General features: G+C 72.3%; 22 protein-coding genes, 2 tRNA genes and 1 pseudogene. 15 read left to right on the top strand and 10 right to left on the bottom strand.

The features are described from left to right. Positions 1-55 precede the first annotated feature (55 nt). From E1200_RS15375 to E1200_RS15390, 4 genes are all read left to right on the top strand, one after another. Positions 56-868 (top strand): SAM-dependent methyltransferase, encoded by an 813-nt coding sequence (locus E1200_RS15375; RefSeq protein WP_131952652.1) that lies wholly within the window; start codon positions 56-58, stop codon positions 866-868. 261 nt (positions 869-1129) lie between these two features. Then, positions 1130-1624 (top strand): hypothetical protein, encoded by a 495-nt coding sequence (locus tag E1200_RS15380; RefSeq protein ID WP_243708584.1) that lies wholly within the window; start codon positions 1130-1132, stop codon positions 1622-1624. Between the two features lie 138 nt (positions 1625-1762). Further along, positions 1763-1972 carry a DUF5999 family protein gene (locus E1200_RS15385; protein ID WP_165950322.1) on the top strand — a complete coding sequence of 70 codons (210 nt, stop codon included), beginning with the start codon at positions 1763-1765 and terminating at the stop codon, positions 1970-1972. 443 nt (positions 1973-2415) lie between these two features. Next, positions 2416-2733: a hypothetical protein gene (locus E1200_RS15390; RefSeq protein WP_131952654.1), complete on the top strand. Its 318-nt coding sequence runs from the start codon at positions 2416-2418 to the stop codon at positions 2731-2733. Positions 2734-2752: 19 nt separating this feature from the next. Here the strand turns inward: E1200_RS15390 and E1200_RS15395 are convergent, their stop codons facing one another. Together E1200_RS15395 and E1200_RS15400 are read right to left on the bottom strand one after the other, a co-directional pair. Beyond that, complete coding sequence (locus tag E1200_RS15395) at positions 2753-3574, bottom strand: metalloregulator ArsR/SmtB family transcription factor (RefSeq protein ID WP_131952655.1); 822 nt, start codon at positions 3572-3574, stop codon at positions 2753-2755. Positions 3575-3740: 166 nt separating this feature from the next. Further along, entirely contained in the window at positions 3741-4385 is a 645-nt protein-coding gene (locus E1200_RS15400; protein WP_131952656.1) for a PepSY domain-containing protein, read from the bottom strand. Positions 4386-4522: 137 nt separating this feature from the next. Here E1200_RS15400 and E1200_RS15405 point away from each other — a divergent pair, with 137 nt between their 5' ends. Continuing rightward, entirely contained in the window at positions 4523-5203 is a 681-nt protein-coding gene (locus E1200_RS15405) for a response regulator transcription factor (RefSeq protein ID WP_131952657.1), read from the top strand. Then, positions 5204-6646 (top strand): HAMP domain-containing sensor histidine kinase, encoded by a 1443-nt coding sequence (locus tag E1200_RS15410; RefSeq protein WP_243708585.1) that lies wholly within the window; start codon positions 5204-5206, stop codon positions 6644-6646. Here the strand turns inward: E1200_RS15410 and E1200_RS15415 are convergent. Both E1200_RS15415 and E1200_RS15420 read right to left on the bottom strand, forming a co-directional pair. Next, positions 6621-7787: an acyl-CoA dehydrogenase family protein gene (locus E1200_RS15415; protein ID WP_131952658.1), complete on the bottom strand. Its 1167-nt coding sequence runs from the start codon at positions 7785-7787 to the stop codon at positions 6621-6623. The two genes, E1200_RS15410 and E1200_RS15415, sit on opposite strands and share 26 nt — an antisense overlap. Positions 7788-7903: 116 nt before the next feature. Beyond that, positions 7904-8800: a LysR substrate-binding domain-containing protein gene (locus E1200_RS15420; RefSeq protein WP_131952659.1), complete on the bottom strand. Its 897-nt coding sequence runs from the start codon at positions 8798-8800 to the stop codon at positions 7904-7906. Positions 8801-8874: 74 nt separating this feature from the next. On the opposite strand from E1200_RS15420, the gene kdgD reads away from it, so the two are divergent. Continuing rightward, entirely contained in the window at positions 8875-9789 is a 915-nt protein-coding gene (gene kdgD, locus E1200_RS15425; RefSeq protein WP_131952660.1) for a 5-dehydro-4-deoxyglucarate dehydratase, read from the top strand. Here kdgD and E1200_RS15430 read toward each other — a convergent pair. The 4 genes from E1200_RS15430 to E1200_RS15435 all read right to left on the bottom strand — a co-directional run bounded on the left by E1200_RS15430 (position 9786) and on the right by E1200_RS15435 (position 11109). Continuing rightward, a tRNA-Val gene (locus E1200_RS15430) sits at positions 9786-9859 on the bottom strand. The genes kdgD and E1200_RS15430 overlap by 4 nt on opposite strands. A gap of 87 nt (positions 9860-9946) precedes the next feature. Next, positions 9947-10018, bottom strand: a tRNA-Gly gene (locus E1200_RS33700). Positions 10019-10138: 120 nt separating this feature from the next. After that, positions 10139-10273: an LPFR motif small protein gene (locus E1200_RS35220; RefSeq protein WP_279484420.1), complete on the bottom strand. Its 135-nt coding sequence runs from the start codon at positions 10271-10273 to the stop codon at positions 10139-10141. 53 nt (positions 10274-10326) lie between these two features. Further along, positions 10327-11109: a putative protein N(5)-glutamine methyltransferase gene (locus tag E1200_RS15435; RefSeq protein WP_131952661.1), complete on the bottom strand. Its 783-nt coding sequence runs from the start codon at positions 11107-11109 to the stop codon at positions 10327-10329. A gap of 80 nt (positions 11110-11189) precedes the next feature. Here E1200_RS15435 and E1200_RS15440 point away from each other — a divergent pair, with 80 nt between their 5' ends. From E1200_RS15440 to E1200_RS15455, 4 genes are all read left to right on the top strand, one after another. Further along, entirely contained in the window at positions 11190-11996 is an 807-nt protein-coding gene (locus E1200_RS15440; RefSeq protein WP_243708586.1) for a pentapeptide repeat-containing protein, read from the top strand. An 83-nt stretch (positions 11997-12079) separates the two neighbouring features. Further along, positions 12080-12649 carry a hypothetical protein gene (locus E1200_RS15445; RefSeq protein WP_131952663.1) on the top strand — a complete coding sequence of 190 codons (570 nt, stop codon included), beginning with the start codon at positions 12080-12082 and terminating at the stop codon, positions 12647-12649. Then, positions 12646-13734: a PrsW family intramembrane metalloprotease gene (locus E1200_RS15450; protein WP_165950323.1), complete on the top strand. Its 1089-nt coding sequence runs from the start codon at positions 12646-12648 to the stop codon at positions 13732-13734. The genes E1200_RS15445 and E1200_RS15450 overlap by 4 nt, the downstream gene beginning before the upstream one ends. A gap of 85 nt (positions 13735-13819) precedes the next feature. Continuing rightward, positions 13820-15466, top strand: coding sequence for a ubiquinol-cytochrome c reductase cytochrome b subunit (locus E1200_RS15455; RefSeq protein ID WP_131952665.1), 1647 nt, complete (start codon positions 13820-13822; stop codon positions 15464-15466). Between the two features lie 3 nt (positions 15467-15469). Here E1200_RS15455 and ctaD read toward each other — a convergent pair whose 3' ends face one another. After that, complete coding sequence (gene ctaD, locus E1200_RS15460) at positions 15470-17167, bottom strand: cytochrome c oxidase subunit I (protein WP_131952666.1); 1698 nt, start codon at positions 17165-17167, stop codon at positions 15470-15472. A gap of 147 nt (positions 17168-17314) precedes the next feature. Between ctaD and E1200_RS15465 the strand changes: the two genes are divergently transcribed. Continuing rightward, on the top strand, positions 17315-17767 hold the full coding sequence (locus tag E1200_RS15465; RefSeq protein ID WP_131952667.1) for a YbhB/YbcL family Raf kinase inhibitor-like protein: 453 nt from the start codon (positions 17315-17317) through the stop codon (positions 17765-17767). A gap of 86 nt (positions 17768-17853) precedes the next feature. Here the strand turns inward: E1200_RS15465 and E1200_RS15470 are convergent, their stop codons facing one another. Continuing rightward, entirely contained in the window at positions 17854-18873 is a 1020-nt protein-coding gene (locus E1200_RS15470) for a Ppx/GppA family phosphatase (protein WP_243708587.1), read from the bottom strand. A 160-nt stretch (positions 18874-19033) separates the two neighbouring features. On the opposite strand from E1200_RS15470, the gene E1200_RS15475 reads away from it, so the two are divergent. From E1200_RS15475 to E1200_RS15485, 3 genes and pseudogenes are all read left to right on the top strand, one after another. After that, the gene (locus E1200_RS15475; protein WP_131952668.1) at positions 19034-20215 is read left to right on the top strand and encodes a zinc-dependent alcohol dehydrogenase; all 1182 of its coding nucleotides are present in this window, start codon (positions 19034-19036) and stop codon (positions 20213-20215) included. Between the two features lie 104 nt (positions 20216-20319). Then, a complete protein-coding gene (locus tag E1200_RS15480) occupies positions 20320-20706 on the top strand; it encodes a nuclear transport factor 2 family protein (RefSeq protein ID WP_131952669.1) in 387 nt (128 codons plus the stop codon). 273 nt (positions 20707-20979) lie between these two features. Continuing rightward, positions 20980-21904, top strand: a pseudogene (locus E1200_RS15485) (PucR family transcriptional regulator); the annotation flags it as partial.

The raw sequence follows: 21904 nt of genomic DNA on the forward strand, positions 1-21904 counted from the left end.
CCCCCCCCCCGTGCGCGGTGCCGCCGCGGGCCCGAGCCAGGAAGGAGACGCCCGCGTGGCCGACGAACCCGAGAAGGCGCCCCCCGGCATCGACCCCTCCACGCCGACGTTCGCGCGCGTCTACGACTACTTCCTCGGCGGCAAGGACAACTTCGCCGCCGACCGCGAGGTGGCCGACATGGTGCTGCAGCTCGTGCCGGAGGCCCCCGTGGTGGCCAAGGGCAACCGCGTCGCGATCGAGCGCGCGGTGACGTACCTGGCCGCGGAGCTCGGCATCGACCAGTTCATCGACATCGGGTCGGGCCTGCCCACCTCGTCCAACGTGCACCAGTTCGCCCGGGCCGCCAACCCGGAAGCGCGGGTCGTGTACGTCGACAACGACCCGATCGTCCTGGCGCACGGGCGGGCGCTGCTCACCGAGACGGGCGTCGCGACGTTCATCCAGGGCGACCTGTACGAGCCGGAGAAGATCTTCACCGACCCGGCGCTGACCGGCCTGCTCGACCTGTCGCGCCCCGTGGGCGTGATCCTGGCGGCGATCATCCACCACGTGCCGGACGACCGCGACCCCGCCGGGGTCGTCCAGGGGCTGCTCCCCTTCCTGGCGCCCGGCAGCCACGTCATGCTCACGCACCTGCACGACTCGGGCGACGACCCGCGGGTCGAGGAGGCCAAGAAGATCCTCCAGTCGGGGCTCGGCGGGTCCTACTTCCGGCACTCCTCGGAGGTCGAGCGGTTCATGGCGGGGCTCACCATCCTGGAACCGGGCGTGGCGCACGTGACCGAGTGGCGGCCGGCCGCGCCGGCGGGAGAGCTGGAGCACCCCCTCCACACCCAGATGGTCGCCGTCCTGGGCCGCAAGGACTGACCGCGCCGATTCAGCGGAGAGTGAAACGCGCGCCCTCCCGGCCGGTCGGCCGGGAGGGGCCGGAGCCCCGGAAGCGCAGGCAGGCGGCCCGTTCCGGACACCTTCGGGCCCGGTTTCGGACACCGGCGGGCGTCTCATGCCGGTAAAGAATCTTTTTGAGTGACTTTTCGGTTAACACCCTTTCTTGTAGCGTTCGCAGGGTTTTGTGAAGTGCATTCATGATCGGATTTCCCGCCAGCAAGATCATGTGAGGACGCCGCGATGCCCATGGCGACCGCCCTGGCCGCGGCCGCGCTCTTCGGCCTGCTGACGCTCCTGGCCACCGCGCGGCACGGCAGGCGCCGACCCCGCCCGGAGAAGGAGCACCCCGAGTCCCTGACGGCCGTCCTGGGGCCGGGGGACGAGGAGTACCTCGCCTGGCTGGCCGACCACCACTGGCCGGGCGACGAGTACCTCGACCTGGAGTACGAGTGGCTGGAGGAGCTCGGCCTCCCCGACCCGGGCGCGCACTACCTGTCGCCGCTGTGCCCCCACTGCAACCTGCGCCGGGAGGACGTGTGGCCCTGCCCCTCGTGCGGGCGGCTCCTGCACTCGTCCTGCGGGCACGGGATGCGGCGCAGGCGGGTCGACCGGCCGTACCGCACCCACGGCGCCGACTCCGAGGCGGTCGTCGGGGAGTGGCTCTGCACGGGCTGCACCTCGGTGGTCGGCCTGGAGGTCGACCACGGTGACGAGCCGGACGGACGCCTGCACTGAATGTGGCGACTTGCCCGATCTTGTCCGACTTCACACGTGCCAAACGGTAAAGAATTCCTCATTGACTTGCATATTTCGGGCGCACGGCGGCAGGCTGCAACTATGTCCTTAATCACAGGGACGCCTGGAGGAACTTCCGTGACCGCTCAACACCGCACGCGCTGTACCCACGAGCCGTCCTGCCCGACGCCGGACGCGCTCGACCGCGAGGCCGCCCGCACCGTCGCGCACCACCCGGAGCAGGGCTGGAGCCTGCTCTGCAACGGCATCGTCGTCTTCGAGGACACCGGCGAACTGCTGCCCGACGGCCGGGCCGTCGCCCCGCAGCGCCACAGCACGACCGCGTAGCCGCCGGGGGCGCCTGCCCGCGCCCCCCACCCGCACTTGCGCGCACCGCACCGCTCTCTACCGCGCCGCTCTCCACCGCGCCGTCCCCGCCGCGCCGTCCCCACCATGAGGCGCCGCCCTTCCCGGGCCGCAGCCGGTACGCGGTGACGTCTTCGTCCCGGTCCCGGCGGGCGCTCCTCCCCGTCCGCCGCCGCCCGCTTTGCGCCTCCACCCGCGTGTCGCGGTACTCCCGTGCGCGTATCACGCCAGCCTGGAGAGGGACCACCGGACGAGGCGCTCCCGGACGAGCCCGCCGGCCGGCGCCCGGACGCCGCGGCACCGGGCCATTGTCACCGGCGGCCGCATGTCGTCCCCGCATGTGTCCGGCCATCCCGATAACGTTCAACTGTTTTGCGACGTACGCAAGGATCGTGTTGAACTCGACCGCGAAAGGACGGTGTGGTGTGATCACGGCGCTGGTTCTCGTGTCTCTGGCCGCCCTGCTCGGCCTCTGCCTGCCGAACCTGCTCCGTTCCATGCCGCCCGCACCGGACCGCGCACCGCCCGCGAACGGCGTCCCGCCCGGGCATCCCGAGTCGCAGGCCGATCCCGGGCCGCAGGCCCATCCCGAGTCGATGACCGCCGAACTCGACCCCGCTGACGAGGAGTACCTCGCCTTCCTCGCCGACGCGCTGTGGCCCGACGACGAGTACGCCGAACTGGAGCACACCACGGACGGCGAGGAGGAGCCCGGCGGCGGCGGCAGGGGCATGCTGCTCTAGCCGCCCCGGCGGCCGCCGGTCACCCCGCGGGTTCGGGGAGCGGCTCGCCGGTCTCCAGGAGGGTCTTGAGGCCGGACACGATGGCCGGCCAGCCCTCGCGCGACATGCCGAGGAGCACGTCTCCCGCCTCGTGCCGGACGGTCAGCTTGACCGTCTCCCCCGCCGGCTCGATCTCGAAGGTGACCTTCGAGCGCGGCTCGGCCAGCAGCCTGGCGCGCGTCTCCTCGTCCACGCCGACGGACTCGGCCCACTCCGCCGTGAACGTGTGCCAGGTGTAGGAGAGGCGACGGCCGGGCTCCGCCTCCAGGACGACCTGCTCCGGGTCGGCCAACGTCGCCGACTCCTCGTGCCAGACGATGGGGGAACCGGGCTTCCAGTCCGTCTCGAACGCGACGCCCCAGTAGCGGCGGGTGAACGCCGGGTCGGTGAGCGCCTGCCAGAGCCGTTCCGGCGTGGTCCTGATGTAGGCGGTGTAGACGAAGTCGCTCTGGGACGCGGGTTCGCCCTTGGACACGGGGTCGCTTCCGGACATCGGGATCTGCTCCAATGCGGTCTTCAGGTCGGCCAGCGCACGCGCGCGTTCGCGGTCGTACCGGCTGATCCAGCGGTCGGCGATGGCGTTGATGGGGGCGGCGTCGAGGTAGTGGAGCTTCTCCCGCCCGCGGCGCACCGTCGTCACCAGGTGCGCGGCCTCCAGCACGGCGAGGTGTTTGCTGACCGACTGCCGGGCCATGTCCAGCTCGGCGCACAGTTCCCTGAGGGTCTGCCCGTTGCGGGCGTTCAGGCTGTCGAGCAGGCGGCGCCGGCTCGTGTCGGCCAGCGCCTTGAAGACCTCGTCCATGCACCGTCCCAACATGCAGCCATCTGGCTGCCTGAACGATAGGCAGCCAGATGGCTGCATGTCAATTCCGCCGGCGGTGCCACCGAACGCGAAACCGCCGGCCCTCCTGGGGAGGACCGGCGGTCTGTTCCGGGGGCGGACGCCTCAGCGGTCAGGCACGAAGCGGTCAGTCATCGTCCCGGTCGTCGTCATCGTCGTCATCGTCGTCATCGTCGAACACGACCTTGGCGGTGGCGGCGTTGACCTCGAGCTCGCGCTCGTTGCCGTCCTGGCCGGTGATCTCGATCTCCCAGACGGCCTTGCCGTCGTCCTCGTCGAACTCGACCGACGTCACGGTGCCGGGGGCGGCCTTCAGCGCGGCCTTGGCGGCGTCCGACGCGGAGACCTTGGCCTTGCGGAGCGCGGCGGCCTCGTCGCGGTCGTCGTCATCGTCGTCGTCAACGCGGTTGGAGAGGACCTTGCCGCTGTCGGCGCTGACGTCCACGTCGCGCCACTTGCCGTTCTTGGCGAGGACCTCGACCTCCCAGACGCCGTCGTCGAGGTCGATCTCGGCGACCTTGCCGGGGACGGCCTTCAGCGCCGCGGCGGCCGCCTTCACGGCCGTGACGGGCTCGCCGGCCGGCCGAGTGGCCGCGCCGTCGTCGGTGGGCTGCTGGGAAGGCGTCGCCGCTATCGCCGGGCCGGCGGGCGGCGGACCGGCCCCCTGGTCGCCGCCGCTGTTCGCGGCGGCGGCGATCGTGGCGCCTCCACCCGCCAGGACACCGGCGGTGACCACCGTCGCCAGCAGCTTGCGTCCCGTGAAGATACTCATCGAACCCCAACCTCCATGTCGCATCTCGCGGCCGGTCTTCCGGCCTCCCCCCACGACCTCAACCATGCCCCGGTGACCTGTAGCGCTCCTGAAGCAACCTGAAGCGGTCTTCAGGTAGAAGCTGGCACTCTGTGGGGATGCGCCTGCTGATCGTGGAAGACGAGAAACGCCTCGCCAGGTCCCTCGCGCGGGGCCTGACGGCGGAGGGGTTCGTGGTCGAGACCGTCCACGACGGCGCCGAGGGGCTTCAGCTCGCGCTCGGCGGCGGGTTCGACCTCATCATCCTCGACATCATGCTGCCCGGCATGAACGGCTACCGGGTGTGCGCGGAGCTGCGGGCCAGGGGCGACGAGACGCCGATCCTGATGCTGACCGCCAAGGACGGCGAGTACGACGAGGCCGAGGGCCTGGACACGGGCGCCGACGACTACCTGACCAAGCCGTTCTCCTACGTGGTGCTGGTCGCCCGCGTCCGCGCGCTGCTGCGCCGCCGGACGCGGGGCGCCGCGCCGACCATCGTGCTGGGCGACCTCACCGTCGACCCGGCGGCGCGGCGGGTCCACCGCGGGGACGTGGAGGTGGAGCTCACGGCCAAGGAGTTCTCCGTCCTGGAGCACCTGGCGTCGAACGCAGGCCTGGTGGTGTCGAAGTCGCAGATCCTTGAGGCGGTCTGGGACCTCGCCTACGAGGGCGACCCCAACATCGTCGAGGTGTACGTGAGCGCGCTGCGCCGCAAACTCGACGTCCCCTTCGGCCGCAAGTCGATCACGACGGTGCGCGGAGCGGGCTACCGGCTGGCGCGGGACGGGGGTTCCTGAGTGGCCGGGCGCCTGTCGTCGGTCCGGGCGCAGACGACCGTCGGCGCCACCGCCGTCGTGGCCGGCGCCCTCATCGTGGCGGGGCTCGCGGTCGTGCTGCTGCTGCGCGCGAACCTGGCCGGGAAGACCGATCTGGAGGCGGAGGTGACCGCGCGGAACGTCGCGTCGCAGCTCGCGTCCGGCGCCCGCTACGGCGACCTCGAACTGCCGGACGCCAGGGAGCACCCGGTGCAGGTCACCGACGAGGACGGCCGGGTCCTGGCGGCCAGCCGGGGCCTGGAGGCGATCAGCGGGACCGGGTCCCCGGACGTGCGGCCCGCCCCGCCCGCGGCGCAACGCGGCGATGACGACGACGATGACGATGACGACGACCTCGGCCCCGGTGAGGTCTCCGACGACGCCCCCCGGCTCTCCGACGGCCGCGCGACCGTCGGCGGAAGCAGCGCCGACTACCGGTTCGCGGCGGTCGAGGCGACCACGCCGCGGGACGAGACCGTCATCGTGCACGCCGGTTCCGACCTGTCGGTGACGCAGGACGCGGTCGGCACCGCGGCACGGGCGATGCTCGTCGGCCTGCCGCTGCTGCTGGCCGTGGTCGCGGGCGTGACCTGGCTGGTCACGGGCCGTGCGCTGCGCCCGGTGGAGGCCGTGCGCGCCGAGCTGGCCGAGATCACCGCGGCCGGCGACCTCTTCCGGCGGGTCCCGGTCCCGGACTCCGGGGACGAGATCGCCGACCTGGCGGCCACGACGAACGAGACGCTCGCCCGGCTGCAGGACTCGGCGGCGCGGCAGCGCGGGTTCGTCGCGGACGCCTCGCACGAGCTGCGCAGCCCGATCGCCTCGCTGCGCACGCAGCTGGAGGTGGCCGCGGCGCATCCGGAGCTGCTCGACATGGACGGGCTCGTCGAGGACGTCGTGCGGCTCCAGCATCTGGCGGCCGACCTGCTCCTGCTCGCCCGCATCGACGCCGGGGAGCGGCCGCCCAGGGAGACCGTGGCGCTCGGCACGCTCGTCCGGGACGAGGTGACGCACCGCGCGGCGAGCGGCCGGGTGCCCCCGCGGTCGTCGATCGAGGCGGACCCGGCGGTCACCGGCGTTCCGCGGCAGCTGTCGCGGGTCGTCGGGAACCTGCTCGACAACGCCGGCCGGCACGCGGACCAGGTCGTCCGGCTCTCGCTGCGCGAGGAGGCGGGCCAGGCGGTGATCCAGGTCGCCGACGACGGCCCGGGGGTGCCGCCCGGCGACCGCGACCGCATCTTCCAGCGGTTCGTGCGGCTGGACGACGCGCGCAGCAGGGACGAGGGCGGGTCGGGCCTCGGCCTGGCGATCGCCAGGGACCTCGTGGTGGCGCACGGCGGGTCCATCACCGTCGGCGAGGCCCCCGAGGGCGGCGCGCTGTTCGAGGTGCGGCTGCCGGTCAGCGGAGGAGCTGGCGGGCGATGACCATGCGCTGGATCTGGTTGGTCCCCTCGTAGATCTGCGTGATCTTGGCGTCGCGCATCATCCGCTCCACCGGGAACTCGCGCGTGTACCCGTACCCGCCCAGCAACTGCACCGCATCGGTCGTGACGTCCATCGCCACATCCGAGGCCAGCGCCTTGCAAGCGGAGGAAACGAGGGTCAGGTCCGGAATCTGCTCGCCATACATGGCGCGCTCGGACTTGATCGCGGCGTGGTAGGTGAGCTGGCGGGCGCCTTCCAGCCGCATCGCCATGTCGGCCAGCATGAACTGCACACCCTGGAAATCGGCGACCGGCTTGCCGAACTGGCGCCGCTCCTTGACGTACCCGACCGCGAAGTCCAGCGCGCCCTGCGCGATGCCCAGGGCCTGTGCGGCGATGGTGATCCGGGTGTGGTCCAGCGTCGCCAGCGCCGTCTTGAACCCGGTGCCCTCGGCGCCGATGATCCGGTCGGCCGGGATGCGCACGTCCTCCAGGATCACCTGGCGGGTCGGGGAGCCCTTGATCCCCAGCTTGCGCTCCTTGGGCCCGAACGACACCCCCGCATCCGACTTCTCCACCACGAACGCCGAGATCCCCCGCGCACCCGCCCCCGGATCGGTGACCGCCATCACCGTGTAGTACTCCGACACCCCCGCATTGGTGATCCACATCTTGGTGCCGTTCAGCACCCACTCCTCACCGTCGCGCACCGCGCGCGTCTTCATCCCGGCGGCGTCGGAACCCGCGTCGGCCTCCGACAGCGCATAGGAGAACATCGCCTCACCGCGCGCCACCGCGGGCAGGTAGCGGCGCTTGAGGTCCTCCGAACCGGCCAGCAGCACCGGCACCGTGCCCAGCTTGTTCACGGCCGGGATCAGCGAGGACGACGCGCACGCGCGGGCGACCTCCTCGATCACGATCACCGTGGCGAGCGCATCTGCTCCCGCGCCGCCGTACGATTCGGGCACGTGCACCGCGTGCAGGTCATTGGCCACCAGAGCGTCCAGCGCCTCCTGCGGGAAACGCGACTCCTCGTCCACCTCCGCCGCGAAGGGAGCGATCTTGGCATCGGCCAGCTCACGGACCGTCCGCCGCAGCATCTCGTGCTCCTCGGACGGCGCGTACGTGGGAAAGTCGCTCATCGTTCCTCCGCGGTGCCCCGGCCGCGTCCGCGGCCAATTACTTTGACGGCCAATATTTGGACGCCAAAGTAAGCGAGACCGTCATGCCAGGTCAAACCGGCCCCTGGCGAGGCCCGTCACACCGGACCTGCGCCTTCCCCGAGGTGACGCAGGAGCCTGGCGAGAGCGGGATTGTCGTTGCCGCGCCGCCAGGTCAGGCTCAGCTCGACCGGATCCGGCCCGGGGACGTCCACGGGCCGGAACGTCAGGCCCGCGTAGCGGAGCCGGGCCGCGGCGGCGGGCACCAGCGCGAGCCCCCAGCCGCAGTTCACCAGAGCCAGGATGCTGTGGACCTGGCTAAGGTACTGCGCGTACACGGGCGTCACGCCCGCCTGCCGGAACAGGCTGATCAGCAGCTCGTGGAAGTACCGCGCCTCGACCGGCGAGTACATGATGAACGGCTGCCCGTCGAGCTCGGGGAGCCGGACCGGCCCGTCCCCCGCCGCGAGCGGGTGGTCGTTGGGGATCGCCGCCAGCAGCGGCTCCCGGCCCGCGCTGCGCTCCGCCAGGTCGGGGTCCGTGACGGGCGGGCGGACCAGGCCGAGGTCGAGGCCGCCCTCCGCCAGCGCTTCGAGCTGGTCGCGGGTCACCATCTCCCGCAGGACGACCCCGACGCCGGGCAGCTCAGTCCGCGCGACCTCCAGCAGCCCGCCGAGCGTCGCGTAGGCGCCGGCGGCGGTGAACCCGATCGTGATGCTCCCGGCCTCCCCCGCCGACACCTGCCGGACCGACATCGCGGCGTGGTCGGCCTGGTGCAGCAGCCGGCGCGCCTCGACCAGGAACGCCCGCCCGGCCGGGGTGAGGCGCACCGACCGGTTCGTCCGGTCGAACAGCCGCACCTTCAGGTCGTTCTCCAGCAGCTGGATCTGCCGGCTCAGCGGGGGCTGCGTCATCCGCAGCCGTTCAGCGGCCCGGCCGAAGTGCAGTTCCTCGGCGACCGCCACGAAGTTCGCGAGCTGGTTGAGGGTGAACATCGATTCCCTGCGGGTATCAGTGGATGCCTTTTTCGTGTTGGACCTGGATCAATCGGCCATCCTACCCTCGGGCCATGCAGCAGACCGCGCCCGACGAGATCGCCCGCAGGCTCGGCTCCGGGCTCCTGTCGTTCCCCGTCACCCACTTCCGCGACGACCTGTCCTTCGACGAGCCCGCCTACCGCGCGAACATCGCCGGGCTGGGCCGCGAGGGCCTCAGCGGCCTGTTCGCGGCGGGCGGGACGGGCGAGTTCTTCTCCCTCACCGCCGACGAGGTCCGGCAGGTCGTCCGCGCCGCCGTGCAGGACGCGCCGGACGGCGTCCCCGTCATCGCGCCCGCCGGCTACGGCACGGCGACCGCGGCCGAGATGGCGCGCGACGCCGAGCGCGCGGGCGCGGACGGCGTCCTGCTCTTCCCGCCCTACCTGACCGAGTCGTCGCAGGAGGGGCTGGCCGCACACGTGCGGGCCGTGTGCGCCGCGACCCGCCTCGGCGTGACGATCTACAGCAGGGCGAACGCCGTCTACCAGGACACGACCGTCGCCGAGATCGCCGATGCCTGCCCCAATCTGGTCGGGTTCAAGGACGGCGTCGGGGACCTGGAGCTGATGACGCGCATCCGGGCCCGGCTCGGCGAGCGCCTCGTCTACATCGGCGGGCTGCCCACCGCCGAGACGTTCGCGCAGCCGTACCTGGAGATGGGGGTGACGACGTACTCCTCGGCCGTCTTCAACTTCGTGCCGGACTTCGCGCTCGCGTTCTACCGGGCCGTCCGCGCGCGCGACCGGGCCGAGGTGCGGCGCCGCCTGGAGGAGTTCGTGCTCCCCTACAGTGAGATCCGCAACCGCCGCGCCGGGTACGCCGTGAGCATCGTCAAGGCGGGCATGCGGGCCGTGGGACGTCCGGCGGGGCCGGTGCGGCCGCCGCTGACCGACCTGACCGAGGACGAGTTCGCCGCGCTGGCCGAGCTCGTGCGGAAGAACGGTTGACCGGACAGGACTCGAACCTGCGACCCGCTGCTTGTAAGGCAGCCGCTCTCCCCGACTGAGCTACCGGTCAGGAACGCCCGCCGGCGGGCGGTGGCGTCCGCCCGCCTGGGCATGGCAGGACCGGCCGGGGGTCGTTACTCCCGCCGGTCCAGTCCAGAGCCGCACTCGAGAATCGAACTCGATACTCCTGGGTGGAAGCCAGGTGCCTCACCATTTCGGCTTGTGCGACGAATTGGCTTTATCGGCTATATCGTGCGGCAGTCACCGCCGACGGCGCAATCGGTTTTCCCCGCGCCCGCGCCGGGGCCCGCTTGTGCACGGGCCCCGGCGCGGAGGGGATCATCGCTCGTCAGACGGACCGGCCGCGCGAACGCGTCCGGCCGCGCCCGGGGGTCAGCAGGCGCTGGATGACCCTGAGGGGCAGGGTGACGATACTGACGATCGTGCCGACGATGGCGCTGAGCGCTCCGCTGATGCGGCGCATTGGATTCACTCCTTCGAGTCGTCCTATGTCGCCGTGTACCCGCACACTGCGTTTTACACAGGCTTTGCCGCAATAACGACTGTGACGTGAAACTCGATGGAGACCGATGCCCCGGCGTCCAGGCCGCCGCGCCCGGCGGCGGCCACCGCGGCCGGTGTCTGCCGCGCGCTCGTCTCGAACAGCAGCCGCCCGCCCGGCGCGAGCCACCGCGCCGCCTCGGCGGTGACGCGGCGCAGGACGTCGAGGCCGTCCGCGCCGCCGTCCAGCGCGATGCGCGGCTCGTGGTCGCGCGCCTCCGCCGGCATGAGGGGGATGTCCCCCGTCGGCACGTAGGGCACGTTGACGAGCAGGATGTCGACGCGTCCGCGCAGCTCGTCCGGGAGCGGGTCGAAGAGGTCGCCCTCGTACACCTCTCCCCCGAAAGGCGCGACGTTGCGGCGGGCGCAGCGCACCGATGCGGGGTCGATGTCGGCGGAATGCAGCGCGTACCCGTCCAGGCCCGCGACGAGCGCCACCCCTAGGGCGCCCGTCCCGCAGCACAGGTCGACGACCACCGGCCGGGGCGGGACGAGCGCGGCGGCCTCCCGGACGAGGAACTCGGTGCGGCGGCGCGGGACGAAGACACCGGGGTCCACCGCGATGCGGAGGCCGCAGAACTCCGCCCAGCCGAGGACGTGTTCGAGGGGCAGTCCCGCGGCGCGCCGCTCGACCATGGCGGACGCGTCGTCCGGCGTGCCGGCCGTGGCGAGGATGAGCCGCGCCTCGTCCTCGGCGAACACGCACCCGGCGGCGCGCAGCCTGGCGACGATGGCGGATTCGGTGAGAGGTGATGACATGGGCGTCGGCAACTGTATCCCGGTCAGAGCATGGGCGGCTCGCCACGAGAATGGGGTGCCGCCGAGGAACGGGAGAGGACGTGCCGGAGACGCCCGGCCTTGAGGCCGACTGCGCGAACTGCTTCGGGCTGTGCTGCGTGGCGCTGCCCTTCGCCGAGTCGGCCGACTTCGCGGTGGACAAGGCCGCGGGCGAGCCGTGCCGGAACCTCCTCGCGGACTTCCGCTGCGGCATCCATGCGGACCTCCGCGCGAAGGGTTTCCAGGGCTGCACGGTCTATGACTGCTTCGGGGCCGGGCAGAAGGTGTCGCAGAAGACCTTCGGCGGGCGGGACTGGCGGCGCGCACCGGAGGTCGCGCGCCAGATGTTCCAGGTCTTCCCAGTCATGCGGCAGCTGCACGAGCTGCTGCGCTACCTGGACGAGGCGCTGGCGCTGCCGTCCGCCGGGCCCGTCCGCGGCGAGGCCCGCCGGGCGCTGGACGACGTCGCCCGCCTCACCGATGCCGACCCGGCCGAACTCGCGGGCCTCGACGTCGCGACGGTGCGGGAACGGGTGAACGTCGTACTGCTGGAAGTCAGTGAACTCGTCCGAGCCGGGGTGCGGGGCCGGCCGGAGAGAATGCGGGGAGCCGACCTCATCGGCGCGAAGCTGAAGGGCGCCGACCTGCGCGGGGCCGACCTCCGGGGCGCGTACCTGATCGCGGCCGACCTGCGGCGCGCCGACCTGCGGTCCGCGGACCTGATCGGGGCGGACCTGCGGGACGCCGATCTGCGCGGAGCCGACCTCACCGGCGCCGTCTTCCTCACCCGCGCCCAGCTCGACTCCGCGCGCGGCGACGCCCGCACGCGCGTCCCGGCGGCGCTCGGCAGGCCCGCGCACTGGCGCTGAGCCCGCGTCGCCGGGCGGCCGCTGATCTTGTTTAGCGCCCTGGCCAGGGGGCATCGTCGCAGCGCACGTCATCGGGGGGCTGCATGACGCGGGTGAGCTGGTGGGGTACGGGCGTCGTCGCGCTCGTCCTACTGATCCTCTGCGGCGGGCTCGTCCTGGTGAACGCGGCGCTGGGAAGCGGCGGCAGGCCGCTGGCGCCCGGGACGGTGCTGTCGGCGGGCACGCTGCGCGACGGGGTGCGTCCGGTGACGTTCGTCGTCCCGTCGGCGGGCTGGCTGCTCAGCACGCCGGACACCTCGCTGACCAGCAACGTCAAGCTCCGCAGCGGCGACGTCACGGTCAACCTGAACGTGGTGGTCCCGCTCGGCCGGCTGGACGCGGGCCGGCTCTGGAACGGCCTCGGCCGGATCGTCGAGGCAGGCGGACGGGCCCGGCTCGGCGCGGCCCCCGCCCCGCTCATGACGCCGGAGGGCCTCATCGGCCTGACGGGGCGCCTCACCGGGCACGACCGGACGGGCAGCGCCTCGGTGTTCGCGACGGCCACGCTCGGCGCCACGATGACGGCCGCGGGCCCCCCGCACGCCTACGTGCGGCTCGCCCCGGAGATCGAGGCGATGATGCGGACCGTCCGGATCAGATCGCCGTGGCCGTGACACGCCGTCCCGCGTTCTGGCTGTGGGCGGCGACCTGCCTCGCCGGGGCCTGGACCGCGTGGCGGGGGCTGGACGCGGTGGTGCGGGCGTTCCCGGTGGGGTCGGCCACCGGGCTCGCGCTGCTGGTGCCGACGCTGGCCCTGGGGTTCTGGATGCTGCGGCGGCTGCACCCGGTCCGGTCGCTGCCGGCCGGGTACGCGCTCATCGCGGTGGCGTGGGGCGGGCTCGCGGCGTTCGGGCTGGCGCTGCCCGCGAACGCCGCGTTCCAGGCGATCATCGCCAAGACGGCCGGGCCGGTGTTCAACGCCGCGTGGGGCGCGTCCATCGCCGCGCCGGTCGACGAGGAGATCCTCAAGCTGCTCGGCGTCGTGACGCTGGCGCTGATGGCGCCGTCCGCGATCCGCGGCCCGCTGGACGGGTGGGGCTACGGCGCGCTGACGGGGCTGGGCTTCCAGGTGTCGGAGAACTTCCTGTACGTGCTCAACACCATCGTGCTGACGGGCGCGACGCAGGACGTGAACGCGGCGCTGTTCTCGTTCGGCAGCCGGGTCATCGGCGGCGGGTGGTGCAGCCACTGGGCGATGACGGCGGTCGGCGGCGCCGGGCTCGGCTGCCTGCTCGGCAGGGCGTCCCGGACGAGCGCCGTCATCGCGGCGGGCGCGTTCGTGCTGGCGATGGCCCTGCACTCCTGGTGGGACTCCCCGCTGCTGCACGGCGTGCTGCTGCTGCCGGTGAAGGGGGCCCCGATCCTGCTCGCGGCGGTCGTCACGTACCGGCTCGCCAGGCGCCGCTACCTGTCGCACTTCCGGCGCACGACGCACGCCGAGACCGTCCGGGGCGTCCTCGTCCCGGGCGAGGGGCACGTCCTCGCCTACCGCAAGTGGCGCGAGAAGGAGCGGTGGGAGGTCCCGGCCGGGGAGCCGCGGCGGCTGCTCGCGCGGCTCCGGGCCACCGAGCTGGAGCTGATCGAGGAAGGGCTCGGCGGGCTGGAGCGCGACCCCCGCGCCGCCGACCGGCTGCGGGACGACGTCCGGACCCTGCGCGGGCTCCTGAACGCCTCCGAGGGGCGTCCCCGGGTGGCCTGACCCGGGCGGCGGCCGGCTCCGTTTGCCCCAGGTGGCCAGGGGTACCGGCCCAGCGGAGATCAGGTGCGGCCAGGGGAGATTCGCGATGGCGGGACGGAAGGGCCGGGCGAGGGGCGGGCGGCCGGCGGAGCTCGTCCGCGGCGTCAACGACAGGCTCGGGACGACGCGGTTCCTCCACCAGAACCTCCGCAAGGCGTTCCCGTCGCATTGGTCGTTCCTGCTCGGCGAGATCGCGCTGTACTCGTTCATCATCCTGCTGGTGACCGGGGTCTTCCTGACGCTGTTCTTCAAGCCGAGCGGCGCGAGCGTGGTCTACGACGGCTCCTACACGTCGCTTCAGGGCATGGAGATCAGCGAGGCGTACGCGTCCACGCTGGACCTCTCCTTCGACGTGCGGGGCGGGCTGCTGATGCGGCAGATCCACCACTGGGGAGCCGTCGTCTTCCTGGCGGCGATCACCGTCCACCTGCTGCGGATCTTCTTCACCGGGGCCTTCCGCAAGCCCCGCGAGATCAACTGGCTGATCGGCGTCACGCTGTTCGTGCTGGCGCTGGGCGAGGGGTTCGCCGGCTACTCGCTCCCCGACGACCTGCTGTCCGGCAACGGCCTGCGGATCATGCAGGGCATCGTGCTGTCGCTGCCGGTCATCGGCAGCTACGCGAGCATGTGGATCTTCGGCGGCGAGTTCCCCGCGACCGACACGTTCATCCCGCGGCTGTACATGGTGCACATCCTGCTCCTGCCGGGGCTGCTGATCGCGCTGATCACCGCGCACCTGATGATCCTGTGGCATCAGACGCACACCATCTTCCCGGGCAAGGGCAGGCGGGAGCGGGCGGTGACCGGGGAGCCGACGTTCCCGCACTTCGCCGCGCAGAGCGCCGCCTACTTCCTGTTCACCTTCGGGGTGCTCGCCGCCCTGGGCGCCTTCGCGCAGATCAACCCCGTGTGGCTGTACGGTCCCTACGAGCCGGACCAGGTCTCCAGCGGCGCGCAGCCCGACTGGTACGTCGGCTTCCTCGAAGGCTCGCTGCGCATCATGCCGGGCCTGGAGACGACCCTGTTCGGCCACAACATCCCATGGAGCGTGCTGATCCCCGCCCTCATCGTGCCGGGGATCTTCTTCACGCTCATCGCGATGTACCCGTTCTTCGAACGCTGGGCCACCGGGGACGAACGCGTCCACCACCTCCTCGACCGCCCGCGCAACGCCGCGACCAGGACCGGGATCGGCGCGGCCGCCATCGCCTGGTACGGCAACCTCTGGGCGGCCGGCGGCAACGACGTCATCGCCTACAACTTCGGCATCCCGCTGTTCTGGACGACCTGGTTCTTCCGCGTGGGCTTCTTCGCCGCGCCGGTCCTGGCGTTCATCGTCACGCGGCGGGTCTGCCTCAGCCTCCAGCGCCGGGACCTGCGGGAACGCCGGGAGGGCGTGGAGAGCGGCCTGATCTCGCTGACCCCGGAGGGCGGGTTCAGCGAGCGGCACGAGCAGCCGTCGGACGAGCAGGAGTCGCTGCTGCGGACGCGGCGGCCGGCCGAGTTCGTCGCCCCCTACCCGAACCACCTCATCCCGCTGCCGACACCGGACCGCGCCCGCGCCCAGGTGCGGACCCGCGCCAACCGCTTCTACATGAACTACCAGGCCGAGTCGTACGGCGGCGGCCAGGGCGACCTCAGCCGCGACGGGCAGAACGGGCAAGAGGAGAAGGGGCAGGGCGAGGGCGGCTGAGCCTCAGTCCCCGGACCGCTCCTCAGCGGACGAGGGGAGCGACCTCTTCTCCCGCCGGCCCTGCTCCAGTTCCGGGTAGTGCAGGTCGAACGCGGGCCGGATGGAGCGGATCAGCGGCATCGCCGTGAAGTTGTGCCGGGGCGGGGGGCTGGACGTGGCCCACTCCAGCGAGCCGCCCATCCCCCACGGGTCGTCCTTGCCCACGGGCGTGCCGTGCCGGTGCGTCCGCCAGATGTTCCACAGGAACGCGAACGTCGAGGCGCCGAGGACGAACGAGCCGACCGACGAGACGGCGTTCAGCGCGGTGAACTGCTCCGGGTAGTCGGCGTACCGCCGGGGCATGCCCTCGGCGCCGAGCCAGTGCTGGACGAGGAACGTCGTGTGGAATCCCACGAACAGCGACCAGAAGTGGATCTTCCCCCACGTCTCGTTCAGCATCTTCCCGGTCATCTTCGGCCACCAGAAGTAGAAGCCGCCGAACATGGCGAACACCACGGTGCCGAAGACGACGTAGTGGAAGTGGCCGACGACGAAGTAGGAGTCGGTGAGGTGGAAGTCCAGGGGCGGGGACGCGAGGATCACCCCGGTCAGGCCGCCGAACAGGAACGTGGCGAGGAAGCCCAGGGCGAACAGCATCGGCGCCTCGAACGTCAGCTCGCCCTTCCACATCGTGCCGACCCAGTTGAAGAACTTGATGCCGGTCGGGATGGCGATCATGAAGGAGGTCAGCGCGAAGAACGGCAGCAGCACCCGGCCGGTGGCGAACATGTGGTGCGCCCACACCGTCATCGACAGCCCGGTGATCGCGATGGTGGCCCCCACCATGCCGAGGTAGCCGAACAGCGGCTTGCGCGCGAACACCGGGATGATCTCGGTGATGATCCCGAAGAACGGCAGCGCGATGATGTAGACCTCGGGGTGCCCGAAGAACCAGAACAGGTGCTGCCAGAGCAGCTCCCCGCCGTGCGAGGGGTCGTAGATGTGCGCGCCGAGCTTGCGGTCGGCCATCAGCCCCAGCAGCGCGGCGGCGAGGACGGGGAACGCGAGCAGCACCATCACGCTGGTCAGCAGCGCGTTCCAGGTGAAGATCGGCATCCGGAACATCACCATCCCGGGGGCGCGCATGGTGATGATCGTCGTGATCAGGTTGACCGCGGTGAAGATCGTCCCGAAGCCGGACAGCACGAGCCCCATCACCCACAGGTCGCCGCCGAGGCCCGGCGAGTAGGTCGACGACGACAGCGGGGCGTAGGAGAACCAGCCGAACGCCGCCGCGCCGCCCGGCACGACGAAGCCCGCCAGGACCATCAGCCCGCCGAACAGGAACAGCCAGTAGCTGAGGGTGTTGAGCCGCGGGAAGGCCACGTCCGGGGCGCCGATCTGCAGCGGCACGAACACGTTGGCGAACCCGGCGAACAGCGGGGTCGCGAACAGCAGCAGCATGATCGTGCCGTGGATGGTGAACATCTGGTTGTACTGCTGGTTGTCCACCACCTGCAGCCCGGGGGTCAGCAGCTCGGCCCGGATGACCATGGCCATCACCCCGGCGAGCAGGAAGAACGTGAACGAGGTGGCGAGATACAGGTAGCCGACCACCTTGTGGTCGGTCGTCGCCAGGACGTTCCCGATCCTCGTGCCCCGGCGGTGGAGCGCGAGCGCGTCGTCGACGCTGGTGTCGTCCCGCCCTTGCACAGCCGTCATCCAGCCCGCTCCCTCGGTCGAGTCCGTCGGCGCCCCCATACCTGGAGGGCTCCGCTTCAAACGCCGTGAGTCCGTGCGCTGCGACGGGGTGTCACGGGCGGGCACCCGGGCCGGTATCGCGGGCGGTGTTCCGGGCAGAACGGCGGCATGGACCAGATGACGCTGAGCAGCCCCGCGTTCACCGACGGCGGCCCCATCCCGGTCACCCACTCGCACGCGTCGGGGGACATCTCCCCCGAGCTGCGGTGGTCCGGCGTGCCCGCCGCGTGCCGCGAGCTCGCCCTCTCCTGCGAGGACCCCGACGCACCCGGCGGCACGTTCGTCCACTGGATGCTGGCCGGAATCTCACCCGACCGGTTGCGGCTGGCGGCCGGCGAGGAGCGGCCGCAGATCGCCCGGGGCCGCAACGACTTCGGCTCCCTCGGCTACGGCGGTCCCGAGCCGCCCGCCGGGGACCCGCCGCACCGCTACGTCTTCACCCTGTACGCGCTGCGCTGGCCGTCCGGCCTGACCTCGGGCTTCTCGATGGACGACATGCGCACGACCCTGACCGACAAGGTCCTCACGACCGCCGCCCTCGTCGGCACCTACTCCCGTTGATCTCCCGTTGATCTCCCGCTGATCGCCCGCTGATCGCCCGCTGACCTTCCGCCGGCCTCTCGCGGGCGCCCGGCCCGCCGCCGCGGTCAGGGGACGGCGCGCAGGTGCACGTCCCGCAGGACGACCGGGCTGTGCTCGGGGAGGTCCTCCGGGTCGCGGCCCTCGATGAGCGCGTCCAGCCGGTGCAGGAACAGGCCCTCGCGCAGCGCCCACGGGCAGATGGCGAGCCGGTCGAGCCCGAGGACGTCCATCACGCCCTCGGCCACGATCGCCCCGGCGAGGATCTGCCGGGCCCGCGACGCCTTGATCCCCGGCAGCGCGGTGCGCTCCGCGTCCGACAGCTTCGCCAGCCGCGGGATCCAGCGGTGCAGCTCGTGCCGGTCGAGGTGCCGCTCCCGGTAGTCGCCCGCCCTCGCCTTCGGCGCCCCGCACAGCCGGGCGAGCTGCGTGAACGTCTTGGACGTGGCCACCGCGGTCGCCGGCGGCGGCAGCTGCGCGATCCCCAGCGTCGCCTCCCGCAGGACGGACCTGACGTGCATCTGCAGCGCCCTGTACGTGCTCTTGGGCACCGGCGGGCTGGGCGGCAGGTGGTGCCGGGTGAGCCGCCCGGCGCCGAGGGGCAGCGACAGCGCGATGTCCGGGTGCTCGCCGGCGCCGGCCGCGAGCTCCATGGAGCCGCCGCCGATGTCGGCCAGCAGCATCGGGCCCGCCGACCAGCCGCGCCAGCGGCGGGCCGCGAGGAACGTCAGCCGCGCCTCCTGCTCTCCGGTGAGGAAGCCGAGGCGGACGCCGGTCGCGGCGCGGACCTCGCCGACGACGTCGTCGCGGTTGGCGGCGTCGCGCAGCGCGGACGTCGCGAACGGGATCAGCTCGTCGACGCCGAGCGCCGCGGCGGAGGCGACCGACTCGCGCACCGCGCCGATCAGCCGGCCGACCGCCGAGCGGCGGATGACGCCGTGCCGGTCGGTGGCCTCCGCGAGGCGGACCGCGGTCTTCACCGACCGGACGCCCGTGGGCGCGTGCCCGGGGGCCAGGTCGGCGATCCGCAGGTGGGCCGAGTTCGAACCGATGTCGAGCACTCCGAGGCGCAGGGGGGCGTCGTCCATGCGCCGTGCTTTACCCCCTCTTGACGCGATCACTCCGCGTGGCGGCCCGACCTGCGGCGGCGCCGGGCGGCCCACGTTTCACCTCGGCGGGCGGGGTAGGGGCGCCTGCGACGCGGTCCCTGCGGCCCGTTCCGTGGCGTCCCTTTCTGGAGGATCATCGATGAAGGCTGTCACCTGGCACGGCAAGCGCGACGTCCGCGTGGAGAACGTGCCCGACCCGGAGATCAAGGAGCCGAACGACGCGATCATCAGGGTCACCTCGTCCGGAGTCTGCGGTTCCGACCTGCACCTGTACGAGGTGCTGGGGCCGTTCCTCAGCGAGGGCGACATCCTCGGCCACGAGCCGATGGGGATCGTCGAGGAGACCGGCCCTGAGGTCACGCACATCAAGGCCGGGGACCGGGTGGTCGTCCCGTTCAACATCTCCTGCGGCCACTGCCACATGTGCGGCCGGCAGCTGTACGCGCAGTGCGAGACGACGCAGGTCCGCGAGCAGGGCATGGGGGCGTCGCTGTTCGGCTACACCCGGCTGTACGGGCAGGTGCCGGGCGGGCAGGCCGAGTACCTGCGGGTGCCGCAGGCCCACTTCGGGCCGATCAAGGTGCCGGAGGGCCCGCCGGACGAGCGGTTCCTGTACCTCTCCGACGTGCTGCCGACCGCCTGGCAGTCGGTCGACTGGGCCGAGATCCCCGAGGGCGGGTCGGTGACCGTGCTCGGCCTCGGCCCGATCGGGCAGATGGCCGCGCGGATCGCGCGCCACCTGGGGCACCGGGTGATCGGCGTGGACTTCGTGCCGGAGCGGCTGGAGATGGCGCGGCGGCACGGCATCGAGGTGATCGACTCCGACGACGCCGACGACGTCCCGGAGGCGGTCCGGGAGCTCACCGACGGGCGCGGCACCGACTCGGTGATCGACGCGGTCGGGATGGAGGCGCACGGCTCCCCCGGCGCGAAGTTCGCGCAGACCGTCGCCGGGCTGATGCCGGGCAACACCGCGGCGCCGCTGATGTCGCGGTTCGGGGTGGACCGGCTCGCCGCGTTCGGCACCGCGATCGAGGTCGTCCGGCGGGGCGGGACGATCGCCCTCATCGGCGTGTACGGCGGCATGAGCGACCCGCTGCCGATGATGCGGATGTTCGACAAGGGCATCACGCTGCGGATGGGGCAGGCGCACGTCAAGAAGTGGATCGACGGCCTGCTGCCGCTGGTCACCGACGACGCCGACCCGCTCGGGGTGATGGACCTCGCCACCCACCGGTGGCCGCTGGAGAAGGCGCCGGAGGCGTACGAGATCTTCCAGAAGAAGCAGGACGGCGCCATCAAGGTGCTGCTGCAGCCCTGACCGCCCGCGGCCGTCCCGATGATCGCGGACGGGACCCGCTCCTCTAGGCTGCTCACGTCCCCGTGCGGATCCGGGGCGACGTCCCGAGCCTGGAGGTGGGCCCGATGCACCCTTTCCGCGCGGCCATCGAGAAGGGTGACATCGACGCCCTCCCGGCGCTGCTGGCCGAGGACGTCACGTTCCTCAGCCCGGTCGCGTTCGCGCCGTACGAGGGGCGGCCGCTGGTGTCGGCGATCCTGCGCGCGGTGACGCGGGTGTTCACCGACTTCCGCTACGTCGGTGAGATCGGCCAGGGCCGCGACCACGCGCTGATCTTCAAGGCGCTGGTCGGGGACCGCGAGGTCCACGGCTGCGACTTCCTGCATCTGGACGACGACGGGCTCATCGACGAGTTCTGCGTCATGGTGCGCCCGCTGTCGGGGGCCAAGGCGCTGTCCGAGGCGATGGCGGTGGAATTCGAGTCGGTCAAGCGGGAGCTCGGCCTTTCCTGACGGCACGCGGCGGCGGTCCGGTGATGCCTCAGGCGCTCACGCCGTCCTTCGCCGACCATTGACCGGCCATCGCGAAATCCCGGCCGTTGTGATCCTGCCCGCAATCGGCGTCGGAAGCGGCGGGCCGGTGTCCCGGCCTCCGGACACGGACTTGTCAGGCGACTGACAAACGCCGTCCCGCGCGCTGAAGGCCGGTGAGTGTCGCGGACCACAGGGCGTGCCTAGGTTGAGACGACCGGGCGCCAGACCGGGCCCGGGCGAGGAGGTGCCACCGTGGCGACGGCGTATGAGGACTCCCACCCGGCGACGTCCGTCCTGGACGGCCTCACCGAGGAGCCGTGGCGTGACATCCCGCAGGAGGAGGCGCGCTGGATGCGCCCCCACCTCCCCGCCCTCCTCGGCCCGATGGTCCGGGGCGTGCTGCGGCACGTCCCCGAGTACGACCGGCCGGGCGACACGGCGTACTCGCGGGTCGCCGAGGCCGCGGTCGCGCAGGCCATGGAGCACTTCGTGCACATGATCGCCGACCCCGACGCCTCCTGGAAGGAGGTGTACCAGGTCTTCTTCGACGTCGGCTACGGCGAGGCCGTCGAGGGGCGCAGCCTGGAGCACCTGCAGAACGCCATGCGGATCGGGTCGCGGCTCGCCTGGCGGCACCTCGCCGTCGAGGCCGAGCGGCTCGGCCGCCCCCGCACGCTGATCAGCCTGCTCGCCGAGGCCAACTTCGCCTACCTGGACGTGCTCGCGTCCGCCGCGGCGCACGGCTACTCACGGGCCAGGGAGAAGGCCGCCGGGGAGCGCGAGCAGCGCCGCGGCCGGCTGCTGACCCTGCTGCTGTCGGATCCGCCGGCGCCGCCCGAGGCCGTCCGCGAGCAGTCCGCCCGCGCCGGCTGGCCGCTGCCGAAGCGGCTGGCGGTGATCGTGCTGCGGCCGCGGCCGGGCAGCGGGGGCGAGGGCCCGGCCGGGCTGCCGCCGTCGCTGCTGACCGGGCTCGACCACGGCCGGCCGTGCCTGGTCGTCCCCGACCCGGACGGCCCCGGCCGGGTGGAGGAGCTCGCCGCGACGCTCGCCGGCTGGACCGGCGCGATCGGCCCGTCGGTCCCGGTCGACCGCGCGGGGACATCGCTGCTGTGGGCGCGGCGCGCCCTGGAGCTGACGCCCGCCGGTCCCGCGCGGGACCGGGCGGGCGGCCGTGCCG

Origin of the sequence: Actinomadura sp. GC306, from assembly GCF_004348665.1 — a bacterium.
Lineage (GTDB): Bacteria > Actinomycetota > Actinomycetes > Streptosporangiales > Streptosporangiaceae > Spirillospora.

Bases quoted from the DNA above. Each gene is read 5' to 3' on its own strand.
- E1200_RS15380 (WP_243708584.1), top strand. From the start codon at position 1,130: ATGCCCATGGCGACCGCCCTGGCCGCGGCCGCGCTCTTCGGCCTGCTG.
- E1200_RS15395 (WP_131952655.1), bottom strand. From the start codon at position 3,574: ATGGACGAGGTCTTCAAGGCGCTGGCCGACACGAGCCGGCGCCGCCTG.
- E1200_RS15400 (WP_131952656.1), bottom strand. From the start codon at position 4,385: ATGAGTATCTTCACGGGACGCAAGCTGCTGGCGACGGTGGTCACCGCC.
- E1200_RS15405 (WP_131952657.1), top strand. From the start codon at position 4,523: ATGCGCCTGCTGATCGTGGAAGACGAGAAACGCCTCGCCAGGTCCCTC.
- E1200_RS15415 (WP_131952658.1), bottom strand. From the start codon at position 7,787: ATGAGCGACTTTCCCACGTACGCGCCGTCCGAGGAGCACGAGATGCTG.
- E1200_RS15420 (WP_131952659.1), bottom strand. From the start codon at position 8,800: ATGTTCACCCTCAACCAGCTCGCGAACTTCGTGGCGGTCGCCGAGGAA.
- kdgD (WP_131952660.1), top strand. From the start codon at position 8,875: ATGCAGCAGACCGCGCCCGACGAGATCGCCCGCAGGCTCGGCTCCGGG.
- E1200_RS35220 (WP_279484420.1), bottom strand. From the start codon at position 10,273: ATGCGCCGCATCAGCGGAGCGCTCAGCGCCATCGTCGGCACGATCGTC.
- E1200_RS15435 (WP_131952661.1), bottom strand. From the start codon at position 11,109: ATGTCATCACCTCTCACCGAATCCGCCATCGTCGCCAGGCTGCGCGCC.
- E1200_RS15445 (WP_131952663.1), top strand. From the start codon at position 12,080: ATGACGCGGGTGAGCTGGTGGGGTACGGGCGTCGTCGCGCTCGTCCTA.
- E1200_RS15455 (WP_131952665.1), top strand. From the start codon at position 13,820: ATGGCGGGACGGAAGGGCCGGGCGAGGGGCGGGCGGCCGGCGGAGCTC.
- ctaD (WP_131952666.1), bottom strand. From the start codon at position 17,167: ATGACGGCTGTGCAAGGGCGGGACGACACCAGCGTCGACGACGCGCTC.
- E1200_RS15465 (WP_131952667.1), top strand. From the start codon at position 17,315: ATGGACCAGATGACGCTGAGCAGCCCCGCGTTCACCGACGGCGGCCCC.
- E1200_RS15470 (WP_243708587.1), bottom strand. From the start codon at position 18,873: ATGGACGACGCCCCCCTGCGCCTCGGAGTGCTCGACATCGGTTCGAAC.
- E1200_RS15475 (WP_131952668.1), top strand. From the start codon at position 19,034: ATGAAGGCTGTCACCTGGCACGGCAAGCGCGACGTCCGCGTGGAGAAC.
- E1200_RS15480 (WP_131952669.1), top strand. From the start codon at position 20,320: ATGCACCCTTTCCGCGCGGCCATCGAGAAGGGTGACATCGACGCCCTC.